Source organism: Campylobacter gracilis (assembly GCF_018374135.1).
Taxonomy (GTDB): domain Bacteria; phylum Campylobacterota; class Campylobacteria; order Campylobacterales; family Campylobacteraceae; genus Campylobacter_B; species Campylobacter_B gracilis_A.
The window spans coordinates 32,472-53,485 of the sequence record NZ_JAHAFS010000007.1 but is presented as its reverse complement, the minus strand read 5'-3'; the positions used below and the strand labels follow the sequence as shown (position 1 = coordinate 53,485).

The following is a 21,014-nucleotide window of genomic DNA, read 5'->3' as shown; positions in this document are numbered from 1 at the left end:
AGATGAAATGCCAAAATATAAAATTTACGCGATTTTAGCGCTGCTTATTATGACGGTCGCTTTTACCATCCCTACGCTCGGATTTTTCAAAGTCCAAGGCAAAATCGTATCGGGGCAGGTTAGCAGCGTCTCGCAGCTGCCCGCATACTCCGCACCGATATGGAATTTTTATACAAAAGCATCGTATAAAAATCACCTAATTCCTAGTGATGTTAAAAATGATCTAGGCGCGATGCTGGAGCATAAATTTGAAGTGGGAGTTCCTAGCATACCGGTGTGGAAAATTTCACTTGAAGCGCCGAACTATCCAAAAGAGGCCTTCCCCGATGGAATTCCACTTTACGTCCACGTTGACGGCTTTAGCGGCGATGTCGGCGAGATGAATACCCTAAATCACTATATCGGCATGTATCCCGTCTGGCGCGGAGGTACGCTCGAGCACTCGCTATCGCCGTATTATCTCATAATCGCGACGATCGGCATGCTTGCGTTTTTGTACTACGACGGCAAGGGACAGACTCTGCTTATGATCCTGCCGATCATTGCGCCGCTTATTTTCATCGGCTGCTACGTAGGCTGGCTGTATTGGTTTGGGCACAACCTGCAAGACTGGGGCGCGTTTAAAATAAAGCCTTTTATGCCTACAGCATTTGGCGACGGTAGCGTGGCACATTTTACTACCCATTCATATCCGGCTCTTGGCTTTTGGCTGATGCTGGCCCTATCGCTGCTATCGGCGTTAGCTCTACTATCTAAGAAAAAATTCCTACGAGAGCATAGATGAGGCTTTTGCTTCTAGCATTCTCGCTCGCGCTAAGCTTAGGCGCGGGCGAGCTTCAAGACGCGATCGATAACGCAAAAGCGGGCGATATTATCGAACTAGCCGCGGGCGAATACCACGGCAATATTTTAATCGATAAGCCCCTTACTATCGACGGACTAAACCGCTCCGCCGTGATCATAGGCGATCGCAACGGAACGGTCATTCGCATCCGCTCTCCGCATGTTATAATCAAGAATTTAACAATTCAAAACGGAGGCTTCGAGCATCTTAGCGAAGATGCGGGGATCAACGTAAGCGACGTAAACAGCGTAATCATAAAAAATAATCTCATCAAAGACGTGCTCTACGGCGTCGTGCTAAGCAAGGCAAACGACGTAACGATCGAGGGCAACGAAATTTCAAGCAATACCTACCGCACGAGTTTCAAAGGCGACGGCATCAAGCTTTGGTACTCCAATGCCAATAAAATTTTAAATAACGACGTCCACAACGTCCGCGACACCGTTTTTTACTTCTCTAATGGCAATCTCGTCGCAGGCAATAAAGGCCACAGTTGTCGCTATTCGCTGCACTTTATGAACTCCGGGCATAACGTCGTAGAGGATAACTACTATGACGGCAATAGCGTGGGATTATTTTTTATGTTTTCAAGCGACAATATCGCCAGACGCAACGTCGTGCGCAACGCAGACGGCGCCTACGGCGTAGGCATCGGTATGAAGGATAGCTCAAATTTCAGGGTTACGGATAATAAAGTCATCTACAATGCCCGCGGATTTTATCTGGATCAATCCCCATATCAGCCGGGCTCGCTTAACGTTTTTGAAAACAATGATATCGAATACAACAGCATCGGCGTGCAATTCCACGCCACGCAGCTAAAAAGCGTATTTAAAAACAATAAATTTAAAGGCAATATGGAGATCGTGCTAAACGATACGCCCCAATCCAAGCTCTTGCAAAACGAATGGAGTGGCAACTATTTCGACGATTACGACGGATTTGATCGCGATGGCGACGGCTACGGCGACGTTAGCTACAGTTCATATGCTTATGCCGACAGACTTTGGGCGCATAAACCGAGCGTGCGGTTTTTTTACGGCTCCAGCGGGATTGCGCTTTTAAATTTCATCTCCAAGCTCGCTCCGTTTTCAGAGCCTGAGCTACTGCTAAAAGATCCAAAACCTAGGATGAGGCAATGATAAAGAATAGACGCGAAGCGATAAAACTACTTGGCGGAGCGCTCGGAACACTCGGTGCAGCGAGCTTGTTTGCGGATGAGAATTCCGCAAATTTTACAGGTGGCGAAGTGGGGAATTCCGTAAATTCTGCAGAGCAAAATTCCACGCCGAATTCCATAAAACAAAATTCTAGCGGGGATTCCGCCTCTTTATATCTGCGCCCGCCCGGAGCGCTAGCGGAACGAGGCTTCCGCTCTAGCTGTATCAAGTGCGGTCAATGCGTGCAGGTCTGCCCCTATCACAGCATCTATCTGCTCGATATTACGCATCTTTTTGACATCGGCACTCCCGTTATCGATGCCAAAGAGCGGGGCTGCTATCTTTGCGGCGCGCTTCCTTGCGTGCTCGCCTGTCCAAGCGGCGCGCTCAGCCACGAGACTAACGAGCCTAAAAAGGTTAAAATGGGTATCGCCGTAATTGAAAATTTAGACGCCTGTTTGGCGTATCGCGGGCAGACTTTAAAATCTAGTGATCTGCGCCTAAAGCCTGCCAAGACCGAGCAGGAGTGCGAGCTAAACTCTGCGCTGGCGGCAAAAGAGGGCAAACCCTGCGATCTATGCGCGTCGCTGTGCCCTTACCCGCAGCCGCTTGATGCCATAGCAATGATAGAAGCAGGCGCGCATTTCACTCCGCAGATCCGCAGCGCTTGCGTCGGCTGCGGCGCGTGCGCAGAGCTCTGCCCGGCGCGTATCATCGAGATAATCCCGCGGGCGGATTACAAATCAATCTATGAAGGAAAACAATGAAAAACTCCATTAAATTCTACCTCTGCTCGCTAGCTGCGGCACTTTTGCTATGCGGCTGCGGAGATGACGGCAGTTCAAGCTCCGCAGGGCAAAATTCAGTCTCGCAAAATTCTGTAAGTTCAAATTCTACGCCGCAGAGCGTGGAACAAAATCATACTGCCAAGCCTCGCATAAGCGTTAAAAGCGGCGAAGCGCCCAAGAAGGACGACAAGTTCGTAAGCTACGATTTTTACGGCGAGCGAAAGGTAAATTTTAACCTAAACGGCGACGTGAACGAAACGACCAAAAATATCGTGGCGTATTCGAGCATCAAAAACCAATACGAAAAGCTAAATTTCGACCTGATGAAAAAGCGCCTTGGGCACGATTTTATCTTGCGCTGCTCGGCGTGCCATGACGACTACGCAAACGGCATCATAGGCCCGTCGCTTCTAGATAAAACCGACGCGCAGATCGTGGATATGATTAAAAAGTATAAATTTAAAGAAAAGCCCAATCCTCTTATGGTGCAGCTCGTAAACGGCATGAGCGAGCAGCAGATAGAGACGATGGCGAAAGAAATTTACGAGTTCAACAAACAATTTAAGGAGCAGAAATGAAACCGGGCAAAATTTTAGCTTTGATTCTAGGCGTAGCGCTGATCGCGCTGATGATCTTTATGACTAGTTCGGACGATTCTAGCGCGCCACAGCAGGAAGTCAAGCCGCAGGCGCAAACAAAGCCTGCGCCGCAGAGCAAAAGCGTCGATCTCATCGATGATAAGGACGTGAAAAATATTAAAATTTTGCAGCAGAGCGTCAAGGAGCGCGATTTCAAGGTTAGTAGCTCCTATCTAGTAAGCTGCGCGCCCTGCCACGGTGATGACGGACGCGGCAAGATCGCTCCGCCGATCGGCGGCAAGAGCAAGGATCAAATTTTAGCAAGCCTCAAAGATTATAAAGCGGGCAAGATCAAAAACAGCCTAATGAGCGGGCTTTTAACCAACGTAAGCGACGAGAGCCTAGATAAGCTCGCGGATGAAATTTCAAAATTTAAAGAGTAGCTCTTGGATAAATATAATTCGCGATGCACGATCAAAAATACGAGCTTTTTCTCGACCTTCGCGCTTAGAAATAAAAGCGGCAAATGGCGTCCCAGCATTCGGGCGCTGCGATACTTTAGCGTGTTTTTGGTGCATCTGCTTTTCGTGCTTTCCTTTCGCGCGGATATTCAAATTTTAGAAGGCGACATCAGCGGCTCGCGTATTTTGGGCTTTCACCTGGCAGATCCTTTCGCAACCCTTGAAGTGATCGCCGCGCACAAGGATCTGCCGATAAATCTTCTCATCGGCTCGGGCACCATCTTGCTGTTTTATTTCATCGCGGGCGGCAAGGCGTTTTGCTCGTGGATCTGCCCTTACGGAGCGCTTAGCGAGATCGGCGAAAAGCTGCATAATACGCTAATTTCAAAGCGCGTCATCAAGGAGCGCACACTGCCTCGCGGTATGCGATATGCGATCTGGGCGGTGTTTTTGCTGCTAAGCGCGATTACCGATCTGCTCGTTTTTGAAATTTTTAACGTAGTCGGAATTTTATCGCGCTTCATCATCTATGGCTTTTCGCTGGCAGGGCTTTGGATCGTTTTTGTGTTTTTGCTCGAAGTGTTTTTTAGCAGGCGAGCGTGGTGCGCTCATCTATGCCCGCTAGGAAGCACCTATTCGCTTGCGGCAAAAGCAAGCCTAAGCAAGATTACTTGGGATAAGAGCAGGTGCGATCACTGCGGCGTTTGCCAAGACGTCTGCTTCGTCTCGCATGTATTAGACATCACCAAAAAAAAGGCATCCGAAAACCTAGGCGATAAGAGCAAATTTATGCTAAAAGGGATCGACTGCACGCTGTGCGGACGCTGTATCGACGTGTGTCACCAAGACGCGCTCGGTATCGGTAATAAGCTAAAAGATATGATCTAAGGAAGCCTATGATAGAGATTAAAAACGTAAGCAAGAAATTCGCAGATCAATTCGTTTTAAAAGATATCGATCTAAATATCGCAGGCGGCGAGCAAGTGCTTTTCGTCGGGCAAAACGGAGCGGGCAAAAGCTCGCTGATGCGGACGATTCTAGGCGAATACATACCCACAAGCGGCAGCGTCACTATCGACGGATTTGATTCGTTTAAGCAGCGCAACCGCGCGCTACGCGGTATCAGCTTCGTGCCGCAAACCCCGCCGCCGCTTAAGCTGAGCCTAAATGAGCTCATCTACTTCGCCGAGCGCACGGCTGACGCAAGCAGAGCAGACATCGTAAAATTTTGCGACGAAATGGAGCTTGATCTGAGTTCAAATTTAAACAAGCCATTTCATAAGCTATCCGGCGGTATGAAGCAGAAATTTTTAATCGCGCTAGCATTCGGCAGGGCTAGCAAGGCGATGATTTTCGACGAGCCGACAGCCAATCTCGATCCGAGCGCGCGCGAGCGTTTTAAGACGCTTTTGCGTAAGTATGCAAAAGACAAAAGCTTAATCTTTATCTCGCATAGGCTCGACGAGGTTGAAGGGCTGGTAAAAAGAATGATTTGTATGGATCTAGGGAGGATCGTAGATGACAAAAATGTTTAAAATTATGCTATGCGCACTTGCGGCGCTTACGTTTTTAGGCTGCGGCGATGAGAAAGACTACGGCAACGTCCATTACGACAGAGACGTATGCGAGCACTGCCAGATGGCGATTAGCGACAACCGCTTCAGCGTCGATGTACGCGTGGACGGTAAAAACCACTACTTTGACGACATCGGCTGCTTAGTGGATTTTATGGTAACCAACGATAAACTAAACTGGCTAAAGGACGCCAAAATTTACATCAACGACGCTAGCGGCAACGGCGAATTTATCGACGCACGCACGGCACACTTTTATCGCGGTTTTAAAACCCCTATGTCGTTTGGCTGGGGCGCGTTTAAAAATAAGCAAGAGGGCAAGCAAGACTTCAACTTCGATCAAGTAGTCGCGGCGCTTAAAGCAGGCGGTGGCTCGCACGGCATGGGAATGGGCGATATGGGTCGCGATGCGCATGGCGATATGGGCGGCATGAAAGACCCTTACTCCGCAGAGCACGATATGAGCGGTATGGAGCACACTCACGGCTCAGATCATGGCATGAGCGGCGATGCGGGCAGCACGGCGCACTCTCAAGGCGCGCCGCACGATATGGGGCAGATGCACGAGGGTAACGGCACGGCACACGGTATGCCTTCTGGGCACGCGCATTAAGGATGGTTTCAGTTAAGATGAAATTTTAAGCGGCCCATGTTTTGCGCTAAATTTAAAGCGTAAAATTTCAGCGCGCCGCCCGTGCCGCCATCGATGAGATAAAATTTTACTTTGCAGCGTCGTGAATTACGGATAATAGGCGACACTGAACGACGCGATGTTTAAGCACACTGCGAGCCGGAGCCGTAAATTTAAAATTTATGCGCGGTCCGCGGTCGCAGGCGGGCGCGAGGCAGAGATGGGTCTAGAAAACGACCGCGTTTATCTTGCGACGCGGCTAAATTTAAGGCACGGCGCAAAATTCGCTTTGCCGAATTAAAATTTACGTGGGCGCGCTAATTTAAAATTTCGCCGTAAATTTAAAATTTATCCGGCGTAGAATTCGCCGCCACGAGATTTTTAGAATTTTAAATTTTATGCCGCGGAATACGCCCGGGTTTGAAATTTTACGAAGCTGAAACTTAAGTGCTCTATCAAACGGCTAAATTTTAAAACTACGGCGGATGACGGATAGCGGGCGGCAAACGACGCGCTGTTTGCGGGAGCCGCAAGCGAGCCGTAAATTTAAAATTTATGCGCGATCCGCAGTCGCAGGCGGCGGATAAAATTTCGCCGCCTGTTTAAACACTCGGCGGGCGAAATTTAAAGTCGCGAAATCCGCGCTGCAAAACGAGGCTAAAATTTAAAGACGGGCGGCGTATTAAGCCGCGCGAGAAATCTAAATTTAAAGCGCGCCTAGGCGCAATAAAGGAATATGAATGAAAAATTTACTCACCATCGCCGCTTTGGATATCAAAGAGTCCTTCCGTTCGCGCTGGTTTTTGCTCTATCTGCTGATCTTTAGCGGGCTCGTGGCGGCATTTTTCATCACTGGGGTGACCGACTCGCGTGTGCTCGGCTTTAGCGGGCTTTCGCGGCTGCTGCTGCTGTTTATTCAGATCTGCATCATCATCCTGCCCGTATTCGTGCTCGTAACCACCAGCAAGGCGATCCTGGCCGACCGCGACCTAAATATCTTAGAATACCTGCTAAGCTTCCCGATCTCGCAGGCGCAGTATTACTACGGCAAGGCGCTAGGGAGGCTATTTGGAGTGTTCGTGCCGATATTTTTATCGCTGCTGCTCGCAATCGTTTGGGGCGCGATCAAAGGCACGGGCATTCCATGGGCGATCTGCCTGCTTTATACGGGGCTGCTTTTTAGCTTGTGCGCGGCGTTTTTAGGGATAGCGTTTTTAATCTGTGCCGTATCAAAAAGCCAAGAGATGGGGCTTGGGCTTGCATTTTTCGTCTGGCTTTTCTGCCTTGCGTTTTTGGATCTCGTGCTGATCGGACTGCTCGCCAAAACGGGCGTGAACGAAAATTTGATCTTTGCGATCGCTCTAGCAAATCCGATGGAGGACTTCCGCATCGCCGCCATCAGCCTGTTTGATCCCGATCTTGCGGTCATCGGCACGACGGCATATTTTATCCTAGATCACTTCGGGCGCGGGCTTTTCATCGCCTTTTCGCTGCTCTATCCGATCGCGCTGGGCGCAGCGAGCCTCATTTTGGGCTATTTTATCTTTAGATCAAAGGATTTAGCGTGAAATTTCCACTCATTTTGGCGGCATTTATAGCGCTTTATGGCGCAGCTGAGATGCAAAATTCCGCGGCGCAAGGCTCTGGCTCGGCGCAGAATTTAGGCGCATCAGATAAGACAGGCTCCGATTCGGCGCAAAATTCCAAACCTGCGCGCGAGCCCGCGTGGCTAAAAGACGTAAATCTTACCTGTGCCAAATACGGCATCGATACTAGCGCGCATCCTGAATTTAGTGCCTATGCAAGACTTAAAGACGGCAGCGCGCTCGCGTTTGCCTCGCCCAAGGCGATGTTTGCGTATTTTTTCGAAAGCGGGAGCTCGGGCGCAAATTTTAGCGGAGCTTCCGCTGGAGCGAATTCTGAGAGCAAAAATCCAGCTAGCGGCAATTTAGGCGAGGCAAATTCCGCTAGCGCGAATTTCCGCAAGGCAAATTCTGCAGGCGTGAATTTCGGCGGTGCGGAACTTTACGTCACCGATTACGCAAGCGGCGAAATTTTGCGGGCGCAGGACGCGTTTTATGTATTCGGCAGCGTACTGCAAAGCGCCAGAGGCGACGATCTCATCACGTTTGCCAGACTTCAGGACGCACAAAATTTCATGCGCGAGAAAAAGGGGCATAAAATTTTGCAGTTTCGCGAAATCTCCGCTAGGCTGATCGATTATCTACGATAAGCCGAGGCGTTAAATTTGAGTGGTTTGGGGCTGAAATTTATGAGTTTGCGGGGCCAAATTTGGCTTTGCGAAGCGGCGTCAAATTTTAAAACGCTAAATTTCACGGTAGGCTCGCAATGGCGACATAGCGCGACTGCAGCCTTTCAAAACTGCGTCGTTAAAATTTACGATCTTAAATTTGCGGCGTTAAATTTAACGACACTGAATTTCCAGCCCAAATTTCGCAACCAGCTCGCAGCAGGCGCGCTTTACCCTTTACCTCGGCGCTTCAAAGCAAAGACAGCGCGAGCGTCCGCTTCTTTTCCTAATGCGCATCCCGATCCTTCGCCTAACGCCATCCTACCGCGCGCTTCGCGGTAAAAATTTGGGCGCCGAAACCCCTTGAAATTTCCTATGTTATATCAATATATTTTAATTTTATTTGCGCTAAAATCGCGCATAGGCTTAAAGCTCATTTATAAAAATAATTTTATGCGCTGCGGCTATTTGCGCTTTTATCGGCACGTTAAGCGCCGCGAAAGCGGGTTAAGCGATGCCGCAGCCTTTTGCTACGAGCCGGAAGGCGAAATTTAAAGCGGAATTTTAAGCGGATTTTAACGAGGTGAAATTTCAAAGATTAAATTTAAGGCAAAAGATGAAATTTAAAGCAAGGGAAAGTATGAAAAATTTTAAATTTATGCTCGTGCTGCTGATACTGGCGACGATCGCAGCGGTCGCCGTGTCGCTTTGTATAGGGCGCTTCGGCCTAAGCATCACCGAGGTTCTGAAAGCGCTTGGCGGCGGCGAGGTAGCGCAAAACGTCCACAACGTCGTTATGGATGTGCGCCTGCCGCGCATCATCGCCGCGGTGCTCGTGGGTGCGGCGCTGGGCATCAGCGGCACGGCGTATCAAGGCGTCTTTAAAAACCAGCTCGTCTCGCCCGATCTTTTAGGCGTCAGCGCCGGAGCTTGCGTGGGTGCGGCCATCGCGATCCTGCTTGATCTAAATATCCTTTTGATCCAGCTTTTCGCCTTCGTTTTCGGGCTTGCGGCGGTTTGCATTACGCTTCTGATCACGCGCGCGCTGCGTTCGAGCGCCACCATAATGCTCGTGCTTGCGGGCATCATCGTAAGCGGTCTGATGGGCGCGTTGATTGGGTTTTTAAAATTTATGGCGGATCCCGAGACGAAGCTTGCAGACATCGTGTATTGGCAGCTAGGAAGCCTCGCGAAGGTCGATCCCTCCGTGCTGGCGATGATAGCGCCGGTGATGGGGGTTTGTATCGCTATCTTGGTGCTGATGAGCTACCGCATAAACGTCCTATCCATGGGCGATGCGACGGCAGCGAAGCTCGGCGTAAACGTCGTGCTGGAGCGGGGCATCATCATCGTCTGCGCGACGCTGCTAACCGCAAGTAGCGTGTGTATCAGCGGCATAGTCGCGTGGGTGGGGCTTTTGATGCCGCATCTAACGCGCATGATCGTGGGCGTTAGCAACACCAAGGCGATCCCGGCGAGCATATTTTTAAGCGCGATCTTCGTGCTCATCGTAGACGACGTAGCGCGCAGCATAAATCAAAGCGAGATCCCGCTAGGCGTGCTTACGGGCTTTATCGGCACGCTATTTTTTATATTCATCCTACTTAAAAACAAAAGGAAGCTAAATGGTTAGGGTTGAGAGCTTAGACTTCGGCTACGTAAAATCCGCCCCTCTAACACTGCGCGACGTGAATTTCAACCTCGAAGCGGGCGCGATGCTGACGATTTTGGGGCAAAACGGCGCGGGCAAATCGACGCTTTTAAATTTAATCAGCGGCACGCTTGAGCCTCTGCGCGGTAAAATTTCAATCGACGGCAAGGATATGGCGAGCCTCAGCGCCAAAGGGCGCGCCGAGATCATCGGCTACGTCTCGCAAAGCGAGGTCTGCGAGTACGATTACAGCGTCTTCGAATACGTCCTGATGGGGCGCACGGCGCATATCGGGATCTTTTCGCAGCCGAGCGAAAACGACTACAAGTTCGCGCAGCACTACATGAAAATGCTTGAAATTTGGCATCTAAAAGACAAGATCATCACGCGTCTAAGCGGCGGCCAGAGGCAGATGGCGTCCATCGCGCGCGCCCTTTGCAGCGAGCCTAAGATCGTGATCTTCGACGAGCCCACCTCGGCGTTAGACTTTGCCAACCAATACAAATTCCTCCGTGCCACAAAAGAGCTTCTCAAAAACGGCTACACCGTCGTTTTAGCCACGCACAATCCGGACTTCGCGCTGCTTTTGGGCGGATACGTCGCGCTCGTAAAAGGCGGCGGCGAGGTCGCATACGGCAAGGCCGAGCAGATCATAAAAAGCGAAATTTTAAGCAAGCTATACGATCTAAAGCTTGACGTCAGCTACAACGAAAAGGTCGGCAGGGTGTGTTGCTTGACGTATCCATTCTAGTCTTTACTTCGCGGACGAGCAAAGCTCGTCCTTGCGACGAGGAGCTTCGCTCCCTCGACCCACCTAAATTTACAGAAATTTTGCTGCGCAAAATTTTAAAATTTATCTGTTTTACTTCGCGAGCAACAAAGCTTATATAGCGCTAGCAGCGGTAAAATTTTAACGTCCGCGGCGAGGCCGGAATTTTAAAATTCGCTCTAAATTTTAAGCATAAAAATCAAAATTTATCGTTACAATTACGTAAAATTTTTAAGGAGCGAAAATGAAAAAAATGGTTTTTTTAAGCGCAACTGCGGCGCTTGCCGTAAATTTAAGCGCACAGGAAAACAGCCTTGAGATCTACGCGAACTCCGCCTTCTTGTACCAAAACTTCGGCGCGCAAAAATCAAACTTCAGCGTGAACGTGCCGGAGTACTTGGATATCCGCAGCATCGAGATTACGGGCTCTTGCGAGGTGCGCGAATTGTCTTTGGGAGAGATTGAGCCCGTGAAAAACGCGGAATTCGCTAAAAAAGAGGTGGACGAAAAGAGCCTGCGCGAGCTAAACGACCGCCTGGTCGCGCTTAAAGCGCAGCAGCGCTTTTTAAGCGATTTTGCGAGCTTAAAAGATAGAAGCTTGGCGAGCTTAAAGGCGGATTCGCAAAAAATTTACGACGAAGTCCTGCTTGTAGCGGGCGAAATTTCAAAGACGGACGAGCAAATCGGAAAGCTCAAAGAGAAAATTTCAAAATACGTGATCAAAAACGAGCGCCGCTTAAATGTGGGCTTCGATTGCGATCCGAGCTTTGTAAAAATAAGCTACCCCGTTGACGTGAGCGCCTACACGCACAACGAGCTCTCGGCAGATCTTGCTAGCGGCAAAATCGAGGTCGCGCAAAAATTCTCGGTGCAAAATCCGATAAACGCGGAGCTAGCGAATTTAACGATCGCGCTGTATCCTTACGAATACTCCTCACAGACCGCGCCGCAGCCGTTTTATCCGTGGTACGAAGGCGAGCCTGCAAGACCGGCGCCCGCAGCGGCTTATAAAAAGGATGTGATGCTAGAGGAAGCGGCTATGGATAGGGCCGCGCCTGCGATGGAGGCCAGATCGTCGTATCAAAGGACGGGCGCGAATATCGAAAGCTCGCTCTCAAAGGTGTGGAAAATCAGCGGCGTAAGCCTCAAAGCGGGCGAGGCGGGCGAGTTTAGCTTCGATAAACAGAGCCTAGATGCGAAATTTGATCTGCTCATCGACGGCTACGGCAGCGAGGCGGCCTACGTACGAGCTAAATTTAGCCCCGTAAGAAACATAGAGGAGAGCGAAACGCTAATAAAGCTCGACGGCGTGCAGATCGGGCTCGTGCATCTAGGCTTTGCCGCAAACGCGGAGGCTACGGCGTATCTGGGTAAAAACAGCCTGATCGAAGTCAAAAAAGAGCAGGCGAACAACTTCACGAAAAACTCATTTTTCGGCGGCGAAAGCAAAAATTCCATGGCTTGGGACTACGAGATCAAAAATAGCTCCAAGCGCGCGTGGAACGTGGTTTTGCAAGAGCGAGCACCCGTTTCTACGCATGAGGACGTAAAGGTCGCGCTGAAAAACTCGCCCGAGCAGAGCAGCCTCGGCAAAGACGGACTGCTTAGCTGGGACTTTGAGCTAAAGCCGGGCGAGAGCAAAAAGATCCGCTTCGGCTATGAGTTAAGCAAACCGAAGAAATAACGAGCTTTGGCGCGGTGCGGTTAAATTTTGCGCAGCGGAGTAGCTTTTTTGCGGTGCGGCTAAATTTTATGCAGCATCGCTTTACGAGACGGGTCCCTCTCGCCGCGCCGAGTAAAATTTGAGTGCCGCGAGAATCGAAATTTAAATGTTGCGACGATTTAAAATTGGCTAGCGCGAGATATGAAATTTTGCGATGCAAAGGGGTTTTGGCGCGGATAGAAAAACTTTGAGCATCGCGTAAATTTATCTCAAATTTAAAAAGCTCAGGACGATGAATGCGGAGCGAAGGTATAAATTTAACGCGGCGGCGAAGTATGCGTTTGCTTCGCTGGCGGCATTTAAAGGATAATTATGAAATTTCGCAAACTTAAATTTAAAATCCTAGCCGCAGTGCTACTTTTCTGCGCCATATTTGTCCGCATCGTGCCAGACTACTCCACTTCGCAAGGCTTCTGCGTAGTTACCATTTTTAGCTATTACAAATATCAAAAGGGGTATTGTCTAAAAGAGAATAGAGCTTTAAGCAACGAAGAGCTACTTCAAAATGCTGCTATAAATTATTTTAAAAGATATTACGACTATGAAATTTTGCGAAATACCATTATCGATGAGCACGATATAAAAAATTTCGGCCATAGTTTTTATACGGCGAACGTTTCCAAGCTCTATCTAATCGGCGATTTTAATGAAGAAAACTGGTTTGATTTTTTGGTTGAAAATACCGACAGAAAGAGTTTTGATTATGAGATAAAAGATAAGACGCAAATAGATATCTCCGATCTATCTAAATATTTCGTATATAAGGATGAAATTTTAGGCTTTAAAAAGCCTATCATCTTATCCGAAGAGAAAAATCCGCTTCATGGTGGAAAAATGTTTTTAGAAAAATCATTTTTAATAAAAGAGAATAAATTTTTTGTGAATTATGCCAGACCTGGTTATATAAGTTGGTATATTGAGCTTAACAATAAAGAAGATTTAACAAAAATCAAAAGCAAAGAAAATTTAATACGAATAAAAAATGGATATGAGAACTTAGAAAGCCTTAACGAAGTCTTGGCTTATACTCATATGAAGCATTTGCGACGTAAATTCTCATACGATAATTGCGGAAATATAGATTTTGATATCAAAGCCCCGGCGGAACAGGAGCTGGATATGTGGATTCACGGCGGATAAAGTTAGTTGAAACTTTGTCTTAACGAATTTAACCGAAAAAGGATAAGAGATGAGCAAAAAAGGAACTGGTTTTAGATTAGAATTGGAGGGCAATTACGGCGCCGATATATTGAGTTATTATTTGTGGGGCAAACAAACTCCTCCGGGCCCGAAAGAATTAGCCTCTAACGAATGGATGGACAGAAAAGGACTGATATGAAATTCTATAGGTCTATTAAATTTAAAGCCCTAGCTGGTGCGCCGCATTTATCCGCATAATCCCAGATTTTTCCACTTCGCGAGGCTTTGCGATAGTTTCCCTCCCTGACTACAACAAATACAAGCAGGGATATTGCCTAAAAGAGGATAGAATTTTGCCGAAGGAGGAACTATATAAAAGAGCGATTTTGGATTTTTTAGAAAAAGGCAAAATAATTCTTTATACTTTGAGGAGTAACGATTGTAAAAAATTTAAGGGCATCAACGAATGTAGAAATATCTATAAATAAAATGCTAAGTTATTACACTGCTTATGAGTATGGAGATAAAATAACGTATGATAAAGTATTGGAAATAAACCGAGATAGAAATATATCTTATAATAAATCAAGATATATCTATTTTGAATTACTCAATTTAAAGCCTATTGTTTTGAAGCCGGAGTTTATAAGCGTAAATTTAGATAAAAATAATGCAGGATTTACTACTCCGATAATTCAATTAGTAGGCGAGCATGAGTATTATCTATATAATGGAGATGGCATAATTCTAAATAGAAATAAATTGGCTTTTACTTATATCTATCTTTTTGATAACGAAAAATTTATGGAGCAAATAAATAAAGAATTAAGTTGGTATGAGAACTATAAATCAGATTTTAAACAAAATATTAGCTATTTAGAATTTGATAACTGCGGCACTACGAAAACTGATATAGACAAAAGTGTTGAGAATATGATAAAAGAATTGGCAAATATGCCCTGATAAAATGTCAAGGAGTGCGCAAGATAAGTGAGTGCAGAGCAAAGGTATAAATTTCACAGGATGGCGAGATATTTGCTCGCTTTACCGATGGTTTTCTTGCTCGCTTGGTGGGCGGCGTCTTTGATTTTGGCGGTTTTGCCTTTTGAGAGCGTGCTAAGAATTGCCGTCTTTGTCGCAATATTCGCGATTTTGGCTTGCGCGCTGTTTTGGTATTTGTTCAAAAGGTATAAAAATTTTAAGCCAAGCAAGCTGTTTGTAAAAAATCCAAATCTTAGTTTGCTGCTTTTTACGGCGGGTTTTTGGCGTGCCCCGCGGCGGGGTATTTTTGGGGCGAGCGTGCGGCCGGCTGGAGCGCGGCGTTTGCATTTGCGTTCGCGCCCGTTTGTCTGATCGTTTTTATGATTTCGTATATGTTTAACGAAAAGAAAAACTAAACTTATCCGCCTTTCGCGCCCACTAAATTTTATCTCTCGCGCGGCGCGGGCTTAGGCGCGGATTTAACGCGTACGAGCTGGGTGCTATTTAAAATTTAGCTCATCCCGCTTGCTTTAAAATTTCGTAGTCGAAAAAGCTCGGCCACGGGCGCTAAATTTTATCTTGCCGCAAGCCGAAACCCGTCAACTGCTGCGTTTTGAAATTTATATAAAACGCGCTTATTGCCGCTGCGGCGTTTACAAAATTTTAGAACGGCGCGGAGCTCGCCTCACAAACGGCGATTGCACCGCGGGCTTATCTATTTATTTATGCGGGCAGCGAAGCCTTCTAGCTAAATACGAAACCCTTATATTAGCCGCAAAGCAAATCCGAGCTTTAGCATAGAAAAGCGCGAGCGGCGAACTCAAATGCAAAAAAACCGGGCTAGCGGGCGCGGGTGCGGGTGCGTTTGTCCGAAGCCTAGCCCTTTAGCTTCATCATTTTTTCTAAAATTTCATACACGAGATCAAGCCTTGTAAAGCCGTCCCTATCTAAAAAATGCCCGCCTTTTTCCACCTCATAAAACTTAGCGTCCATCTGTTCCGCTAACTCGCGGCTGAAACTAAACGGCACGATATAATCGTCCTTTGCGGCAACCACCGCGCGCTGTTTTGCGGCGGCTTTTATGCGCTCAAAATCAAAGCCTTTATCCATAAACTCGTCTAAAATTTTAAATTGCGGATCGCTAAGCGGCTTTGCAAGCCCCGAGACCAGCACGACACCCTCTACTGCGCCGCTTGCGGCGCTACTTTGCAAAAAATTTAAGATCGTAGGGCAGCCGAGGCTGCGTCCGACCAGATAAACTTCGCCTTCAAATTTCACGCTTTCTCGCAAGGTTTTCAGCCACTCATCAAGCCTCGGATGCGCAGGCGTAGGCATCGCTAAAATTTCCGCTCTCGCGCCCGATTTTTCGACCTCGCCTTTAAGCCAAGCAAACCAATGGCTTTTAGGCGAAGCGTCGTAGCCGTGCACGATATAGACGCACTTTTGCATATTTCTCTCCTTTAAATTTAAACCCTTTGCGCACAAAAATTTAAAATTTCAATCCGCGCCCTAGCCCTTGCAAATCGTGATTTTCTCGGCAAATTTGCCCAAAAAGTGATACCCTGAGCCTGCCTGCGCGATGATATCGAGCACCGCGTCCGCATCGTGCACGAGCGTGCCGCCCGCGAAGTCCACGCCGCGCTCAAACAGCGCCTGCGGTAGTAGCGGCGTGGTAGGCCCCACTAGTACGAGCTTGGCGCCGCTTTTTTTCAGGCGCAAAAGCCCCTGCAGCGTATCGTTGATGAGCGTCGTAGCCGTTATTATCACGTTATCGGCGCGCGGCACGACGCTTGCAGCCTCGCTTGCAGGCAGGTAAAACGGCAGCTCGGCCTCTTTAAGCGTGCTTTTATCAAGCTCTAAAATTTTAAAATCCGCGCCATTTTTCATCAGCGTCTTGATGTAGGGCACCAGTGCGCCCACGACGACGCTAAAGCTGCCGCGCTCGATCTGCAGCTGTTCAAAGGGATCGGCGCCGAATTTCACGTCGTAATCCGCGCGGATTTTATCGAAACACGCCCTTCCAAGCGCATTTAGCGCAGCGAGCGCGAGCGTCTTTTTAAGCGGTGCGGCGGAGCCCAGATCGCGCAGCAGATAGCGCACGCTTTTGCCCGCGATATTGCCCGAATCGGGCATCGCGCTTGCTTGCGAGGGGCAGCAAACGGCGCCTGATAGGGACTTTAACGGCGTATAGCTAAGCCCGCACGCGCCTCCTTGCAGCTTCACGCCGCTAAAAAACAGCCCCACTACCGCGCGCTCGATCTTAATATCCAGCGCCTGGGCGCCTAAAATTTCTTTCGCACACTCTAGCGTCTGATCTAAAATTTCGCTCATTTCCGCTCCTTTAATGTGGAATTTGGCGCCATTATAGCTTAAAATTTCGGCGCCCGTATTGATATAAATTTATTTGTTGAGCATTTGTTTTATATGCCATAATATATAAAAAGTTTAACTTACGCAAGCTCATTCCTTCTGGTATTATCTAAAATTTGTAATTGAAATTTCTTATTTATAATAATTAATATTTAATTTTAAGTAATGTATAATTAAATAAATTTTTTACGAAAGGATACCTATGAATTACGATCTAACATCGAAATTTATAAATTTGCGCTGTAAAAAGCGCTTAAACCTACCTACGCTATCCATAGCTGCATGTTTGTTGCTATCGGGTACTTGTCTAGGCGCCTATACTGAAACGGGAATACTCGGTAATACGAGTAGCTGGGAGAGCGACGAATATAAAAAAGATTGGGGTTTAACCTCAATGAATGCCTCTACGGCTTATGCGCTAGGCTTTGACGGTAGTGGCGTAAAAATCGGCGTTATGGACTCGGGCGTACTGCTTAGCCACCCAGAATTTGGAGGCGGAAGGATAAATATTGTAAAAAGCAGTGGCATATACGATAAAGACGGAATGAGGTATCCCGATACTAAATATGGCAATTCACCCTTTAAAGTAGGTTCAAGCAGTGAATACGACGAGACCAATAAGGGTGAATTTAAAAAGGGCGAAAAATTCGACATCGATGGCTCGTGGCAAGCAGGCGTAAATGATAGCCACGGTACGCATGTGAGCGGTACTATGGCTGCAAGCAGGGACGGTAACGGAATGCACGGCGTAGCGTATAAATCGAATTTATACTCCGCAAATACAGGCGGCAACGATGGTATGACTTACGGACCGAATCAGGATTACAATTTTTTTCTAAAAGGTTACAACGCGCTTGCCGATGCAGGCGTCAGGGTAATCAACAATAGTTGGGGGTCAAATAGAAAGGTAAATTCCGCCTACTCGGGCGCTACGGGCTATAAACCATCCTCTGGCTTAAGGCATATAAACGAATACAATACAAACATCAGAGATACTATCAGTGTTACTGAAACTAACAACGCTAAAGATCATATGTATCTAAAAGACTTAAACGCAGCTAAAAAAGCTTACTATCAGTTTGTTACTAAAGGCGAGAAAAGCTTCATAGACGCCGCATACGAAGTAGCGGTCAAAAGGCAGGTCATTCAAGTCTTTACGGCAGGAAATAGAAGCCTTATGGCAGAATCTTTTACACGTGCAGCCTTGCCGTATTTCAGACCTGATGCAGAAAAATACTGGGTAAATGTCACGGGACAAAATGGTACTTGGGGTTATCCTAACGGTAGTAACGCAAACGGCGAAGTAAGTGATGCACAGAGATTTAATCTCGCAGGAAATTCCAAATGGTGGACGATCGCTGCACCCGCTGCAGATATTTACTCCTCCACCGTCAATCTAAAAACTAAAAAGGCTTCATACGCTAGCTGGGGTGGTACCTCTATGGCAGCTCCACACGTAAGCGGTGCGTTAGGTGTCATATTCCAGCGCTATCCATATATGAATGCGGCACAGATCCGCGATACAATGCTTACTACTGCAAGACAAACGACGCTTAGAGCAGGTCACGAAGGACAACCCTTAGAGCGCTGGGGCAGTGATGGGCTCGGCGTACCTAGCAAAGTCTGGGGCTGGGGTATCTTAGACCTTGGCAAAGCAATGTTTGGTCCTGGACAATTTTTAGGAAATTTCGACATTACTATGGATCAAGACGATATATGGAGCAACGATATATCTGATAAAGCTATCAAATTTAGAAAAATCGAGGATCAAAACGAAGCAGCCGTTTGGGCAGCAAGAAAAGCCATCCTTGCTTCAAAACAAAATTTAAGCCCAGAGGAAAAAGCTGAGCTTACTTTTGAGACCGCAAGAGAGAAGGCGAGAGCCGAGCGGGCCGCACAGGGCTATGAGGGTGCGCTCATCAAAAGAGGCAGCGGCACCTTAACACTTACGGGCGACAACACTTTCACCGGAACTACCACTATCTATGGTGGCAAAATTTCGGCGCTCAATCAATCAATCGGTAAAAGCAAACATATCGATGTACAAAATGGCGGCGAACTTGAAATTTTGCACTCTGCAGTATATAGGGTACCTGAAAGGAACGGCTGGCGAAGCGTGAGCAAGGCAAGCGATGCAACCACGGTAAAAGCAACAATCAATAGCGGTGGTGCATTCGTAGTAAATGACGGCGTGAATAATTTAAATTTAAGCTTTAAACAAGGCTCATTACTAAGAGCAGGGCAAGTTAATACTAGCGATCTTCAAAACCTCGTCGACAATCCCGGCTCTAAGAAAATTTTAACCGCCACGGGCACATTTAGCGGTGCAAATTTAGCAAGCACTCAGGATAGCTATGCGTTTTTCAAAACGAGCAAAGAGGAGGCGAGTGTCTCAAATTTACGCCTTTCGATCCAAAGTGGAACGAGTATGCAAGATTTTGCACTAAGCTCTTCGCAAAGGGCATTCGCAGATCTACTCGTCGCCAATCGCGGCAGCGGAATTTATACGCAAATTTTAGGCTCAAACCATGCTCAAGCGCGAGAGTATTATAGCGCGTTCGCAAATGATGCTGAATTCGCTGCGGCAAATAATTCCGCGATAAATTCCATAATGATGGCAAGCGTCGTTAAAAACAGAGGTGGCGCGAATGCCGTAAATATTGATAAAGACACTAGGTTTTGGATATTTTCGGGCACAAATCGAATTAAATCCGATAAAGATACCGGTATTGGTAAATTGCATTCCGATTCGTTCGTAAATTTAATCGGTATTGACTCTTTAATCGGCGATAGTTCAAGCGTCGGTGTATTTGTAGGCGCGGGGCGTACGGACGACAAGATAAGCGGCACTAAGGAGGTCAAAAGCAAGGATTTTCATAGCGGAATTTATTCCGACATCGGGTTTGAACCCGTTAAATTTAGCTTCGGTGCGATATATTCGAGATATGATCGAGATAGAAAGCTAATCTCATCGGTTTCGCCTATAGCTTACGAATATGTAGGCTCAAATGCCTCTAGTTTAAGTGCATTCGCACAGGTCTCTTATATGGGTTTTAGCAACGCGGACAGCTTTAGTGTAGAACCCTACGCTGGTGTTTCGCATACTCGCACGAAAATAGATAACGTCAGCAACTCTTTGATTCGCATTGAAAACAAAACGCGAAATTTACAAGCCGTAAGCATTGGTATAAAACCTAGCGTTCCGTTTAGAATCGGCGGAGTAGGTTTAAGAGCAAGTGCAGACGTGGCATATAATCGCTTCTTTTCGGATAAGCAGCCGCAGGCTTATTTATACGTAAACGGGCTAGGTGGTACGCAGCTAAAAGGTGAGAAGTTGCAAAACCTAACGACTGCCGAAGCAGGAATCGAGGCGTCTCTTTCAAGCCGTGCTACGCTTAAGCTCTCCTACGTCGGAGCATATGGAAGCGATGTTAAATCTAACGGCATAGGACTAAGATTTAGACTGGAATTTTAGTAGAAAGGTAACGATAAATTTCAGTGGCACCGAATTTTGAGCCAAGCGTTTTAATTTGGATCTAATTAGACATTTTTAATTCTATGGCAAGACGGCGTAGGGGTGTGAATTTCGCATTTTAAAGGCGATAATTTTCGCGCCTCACGCCGAAAACCGCATAAAATTTAACGAGTGAGTACGGTTTAAAATTTTAAACTGATCGGCGGCGCGGACGAAGCGGCAAACGAGCAAGCGATATTGATGGGGTAGCGAACAGGCGGTGCGGACGGATCAAATTTAACGAGAGCAAGTCGGTGTGAGCCCAGGCAAATGCGAGCTAAATTCCATAAGAGCGGACGAGTGAGAGTTTGGACATAGACGGGTAAATTTAACAATAGTAAGCCGATAAGGCTGAATTTAGGCTAGCTTGATGAGCGAATGCGGGCTAAATTTCAATGAATACGAATGGGCGCGAGCTCTGGCAAATACGAGCAAATTTAATAATTGCGAGCGAACGCAAACTCGGACGCGAGCTAAATTTAACGAAAGTAGCGAGAGCGGGCAAAATTTAATAAAAGGTGCGGGTGCGGGTAAAATTCAAGCCACACGCGGATAAAATTCAAACGGCGGGCCGTATCT

At 47.3% G+C, this 21,014-nt stretch carries 22 protein-coding genes; 20 read left to right on the top strand and 2 right to left on the bottom strand.

Features of this window, described 5'->3' with window-relative positions:
* Positions 1-7 precede the first annotated feature (7 nt).
* From KH703_RS04635 to KH703_RS04550, 18 genes are all read left to right on the top strand, one after another.
* Positions 8-784, top strand: coding sequence for a hypothetical protein (locus KH703_RS04635; protein ID WP_005870834.1), 777 nt, complete (start codon positions 8-10; stop codon positions 782-784).
* Positions 781-1,986: a nitrous oxide reductase family maturation protein NosD gene (locus KH703_RS04630; RefSeq protein ID WP_304294560.1), complete on the top strand. Its 1,206-nt coding sequence runs from the start codon at positions 781-783 to the stop codon at positions 1,984-1,986. The genes KH703_RS04635 and KH703_RS04630 overlap by 4 nt, the downstream gene beginning before the upstream one ends.
* Positions 1,983-2,771 (top strand): 4Fe-4S dicluster domain-containing protein, encoded by a 789-nt coding sequence (locus KH703_RS04625; RefSeq protein ID WP_304294558.1) that lies wholly within the window; start codon positions 1,983-1,985, stop codon positions 2,769-2,771. The genes KH703_RS04630 and KH703_RS04625 overlap by 4 nt, the downstream gene beginning before the upstream one ends.
* On the top strand, positions 2,768-3,370 hold the full coding sequence (locus KH703_RS04620) for a hypothetical protein (RefSeq protein WP_304294557.1): 603 nt from the start codon (positions 2,768-2,770) through the stop codon (positions 3,368-3,370). The genes KH703_RS04625 and KH703_RS04620 overlap by 4 nt, the downstream gene beginning before the upstream one ends.
* The gene (locus tag KH703_RS04615; protein ID WP_304294556.1) at positions 3,367-3,813 is read left to right on the top strand and encodes a cytochrome C; all 447 of its coding nucleotides are present in this window, start codon (positions 3,367-3,369) and stop codon (positions 3,811-3,813) included. Before KH703_RS04620 ends, KH703_RS04615 begins: the two co-directional genes overlap by 4 nt.
* A gap of 3 nt (positions 3,814-3,816) precedes the next feature.
* Positions 3,817-4,719, top strand: coding sequence for a NapH/MauN family ferredoxin-type protein (locus KH703_RS04610; RefSeq protein WP_304294554.1), 903 nt, complete (start codon positions 3,817-3,819; stop codon positions 4,717-4,719).
* Between the two features lie 8 nt (positions 4,720-4,727).
* Positions 4,728-5,366: an ABC transporter ATP-binding protein gene (locus KH703_RS04605; protein ID WP_304294553.1), complete on the top strand. Its 639-nt coding sequence runs from the start codon at positions 4,728-4,730 to the stop codon at positions 5,364-5,366.
* Positions 5,350-6,018, top strand: coding sequence for a hypothetical protein (locus KH703_RS04600; RefSeq protein ID WP_304294552.1), 669 nt, complete (start codon positions 5,350-5,352; stop codon positions 6,016-6,018). Before KH703_RS04605 ends, KH703_RS04600 begins: the two co-directional genes overlap by 17 nt.
* Before the next feature lie 758 nt (positions 6,019-6,776).
* Positions 6,777-7,604, top strand: a complete 828-nt coding sequence (locus KH703_RS04595; protein WP_005870848.1) for an ABC transporter permease — start codon at positions 6,777-6,779, stop codon at positions 7,602-7,604.
* A complete protein-coding gene (locus KH703_RS04590; RefSeq protein ID WP_304294550.1) occupies positions 7,601-8,269 on the top strand; it encodes a nitrous oxide reductase accessory protein NosL in 669 nt (222 codons plus the stop codon). The genes KH703_RS04595 and KH703_RS04590 overlap by 4 nt, the downstream gene beginning before the upstream one ends.
* A 15-nt stretch (positions 8,270-8,284) precedes the next feature.
* Positions 8,285-8,629: a hypothetical protein gene (locus KH703_RS04585; protein ID WP_304294548.1), complete on the top strand. Its 345-nt coding sequence runs from the start codon at positions 8,285-8,287 to the stop codon at positions 8,627-8,629.
* 298 nt (positions 8,630-8,927) lie between these two features.
* Positions 8,928-9,920: a FecCD family ABC transporter permease gene (locus KH703_RS04580; protein ID WP_369692725.1), complete on the top strand. Its 993-nt coding sequence runs from the start codon at positions 8,928-8,930 to the stop codon at positions 9,918-9,920.
* Positions 9,913-10,689, top strand: coding sequence for an ABC transporter ATP-binding protein (locus KH703_RS04575; protein WP_005870858.1), 777 nt, complete (start codon positions 9,913-9,915; stop codon positions 10,687-10,689). The genes KH703_RS04580 and KH703_RS04575 overlap by 8 nt, the downstream gene beginning before the upstream one ends.
* Positions 10,690-10,951: 262 nt before the next feature.
* Positions 10,952-12,391 (top strand): DUF4139 domain-containing protein, encoded by a 1,440-nt coding sequence (locus KH703_RS04570; protein WP_304294543.1) that lies wholly within the window; start codon positions 10,952-10,954, stop codon positions 12,389-12,391.
* 351 nt (positions 12,392-12,742) lie between these two features.
* A complete protein-coding gene (locus KH703_RS04565) occupies positions 12,743-13,570 on the top strand; it encodes a hypothetical protein (RefSeq protein WP_304294541.1) in 828 nt (275 codons plus the stop codon).
* A 49-nt stretch (positions 13,571-13,619) separates the two neighbouring features.
* Positions 13,620-13,769: a hypothetical protein gene (locus KH703_RS04560; protein ID WP_304294539.1), complete on the top strand. Its 150-nt coding sequence runs from the start codon at positions 13,620-13,622 to the stop codon at positions 13,767-13,769.
* 290 nt (positions 13,770-14,059) lie between these two features.
* Entirely contained in the window at positions 14,060-14,533 is a 474-nt protein-coding gene (locus KH703_RS04555; RefSeq protein ID WP_304294537.1) for a hypothetical protein, read from the top strand.
* Between the two features lie 299 nt (positions 14,534-14,832).
* Positions 14,833-14,967, top strand: a complete 135-nt coding sequence (locus tag KH703_RS04550; protein ID WP_304294536.1) for a hypothetical protein — start codon at positions 14,833-14,835, stop codon at positions 14,965-14,967.
* A gap of 460 nt (positions 14,968-15,427) precedes the next feature.
* Here the strand turns inward: KH703_RS04550 and KH703_RS04545 are convergent, their stop codons facing one another.
* Together KH703_RS04545 and KH703_RS04540 are read right to left on the bottom strand one after the other, a co-directional pair.
* Entirely contained in the window at positions 15,428-16,000 is a 573-nt protein-coding gene (locus tag KH703_RS04545; RefSeq protein WP_304294534.1) for an alpha/beta hydrolase, read from the bottom strand.
* Positions 16,001-16,060: 60 nt separating this feature from the next.
* Entirely contained in the window at positions 16,061-16,882 is an 822-nt protein-coding gene (locus KH703_RS04540) for a DUF364 domain-containing protein (protein ID WP_304294533.1), read from the bottom strand.
* A 241-nt stretch (positions 16,883-17,123) separates the two neighbouring features.
* Here KH703_RS04540 and KH703_RS04535 point away from each other — a divergent pair, with 241 nt between their 5' ends.
* Together KH703_RS04535 and KH703_RS04530 are read left to right on the top strand one after the other, a co-directional pair.
* A complete protein-coding gene (locus KH703_RS04535) occupies positions 17,124-20,396 on the top strand; it encodes a S8 family serine peptidase (RefSeq protein ID WP_304294531.1) in 3,273 nt (1,090 codons plus the stop codon).
* Between the two features lie 409 nt (positions 20,397-20,805).
* A complete protein-coding gene (locus tag KH703_RS04530; protein WP_304294529.1) occupies positions 20,806-20,991 on the top strand; it encodes a hypothetical protein in 186 nt (61 codons plus the stop codon).
* Positions 20,992-21,014: the final 23 nt, after the last annotated feature.

Excerpts from the sequence above, each read along its gene's own strand:
- KH703_RS04635 (WP_005870834.1), top strand. The coding sequence starts at position 8 with ATGCCAAAATATAAAATTTACGCGATTTTAGCGCTGCTTATTATGACG.
- KH703_RS04630 (WP_304294560.1), top strand. The coding sequence starts at position 781 with ATGAGGCTTTTGCTTCTAGCATTCTCGCTCGCGCTAAGCTTAGGCGCG.
- KH703_RS04625 (WP_304294558.1), top strand. The coding sequence starts at position 1,983 with ATGATAAAGAATAGACGCGAAGCGATAAAACTACTTGGCGGAGCGCTC.
- KH703_RS04620 (WP_304294557.1), top strand. The coding sequence starts at position 2,768 with ATGAAAAACTCCATTAAATTCTACCTCTGCTCGCTAGCTGCGGCACTT.
- KH703_RS04615 (WP_304294556.1), top strand. The coding sequence starts at position 3,367 with ATGAAACCGGGCAAAATTTTAGCTTTGATTCTAGGCGTAGCGCTGATC.
- KH703_RS04605 (WP_304294553.1), top strand. The coding sequence starts at position 4,728 with ATGATAGAGATTAAAAACGTAAGCAAGAAATTCGCAGATCAATTCGTT.
- KH703_RS04600 (WP_304294552.1), top strand. The coding sequence starts at position 5,350 with ATGACAAAAATGTTTAAAATTATGCTATGCGCACTTGCGGCGCTTACG.
- KH703_RS04595 (WP_005870848.1), top strand. The coding sequence starts at position 6,777 with ATGAAAAATTTACTCACCATCGCCGCTTTGGATATCAAAGAGTCCTTC.
- KH703_RS04580 (WP_369692725.1), top strand. The coding sequence starts at position 8,928 with ATGAAAAATTTTAAATTTATGCTCGTGCTGCTGATACTGGCGACGATC.
- KH703_RS04575 (WP_005870858.1), top strand. The coding sequence starts at position 9,913 with ATGGTTAGGGTTGAGAGCTTAGACTTCGGCTACGTAAAATCCGCCCCT.
- KH703_RS04570 (WP_304294543.1), top strand. The coding sequence starts at position 10,952 with ATGAAAAAAATGGTTTTTTTAAGCGCAACTGCGGCGCTTGCCGTAAAT.
- KH703_RS04565 (WP_304294541.1), top strand. The coding sequence starts at position 12,743 with ATGAAATTTCGCAAACTTAAATTTAAAATCCTAGCCGCAGTGCTACTT.
- KH703_RS04560 (WP_304294539.1), top strand. The coding sequence starts at position 13,620 with ATGAGCAAAAAAGGAACTGGTTTTAGATTAGAATTGGAGGGCAATTAC.
- KH703_RS04555 (WP_304294537.1), top strand. The coding sequence starts at position 14,060 with ATGCTAAGTTATTACACTGCTTATGAGTATGGAGATAAAATAACGTAT.
- KH703_RS04545 (WP_304294534.1), bottom strand. The coding sequence starts at position 16,000 with ATGCAAAAGTGCGTCTATATCGTGCACGGCTACGACGCTTCGCCTAAA.
- KH703_RS04540 (WP_304294533.1), bottom strand. The coding sequence starts at position 16,882 with ATGAGCGAAATTTTAGATCAGACGCTAGAGTGTGCGAAAGAAATTTTA.
- KH703_RS04535 (WP_304294531.1), top strand. The coding sequence starts at position 17,124 with ATGAATTACGATCTAACATCGAAATTTATAAATTTGCGCTGTAAAAAG.
- KH703_RS04530 (WP_304294529.1), top strand. The coding sequence starts at position 20,806 with ATGAGCGAATGCGGGCTAAATTTCAATGAATACGAATGGGCGCGAGCT.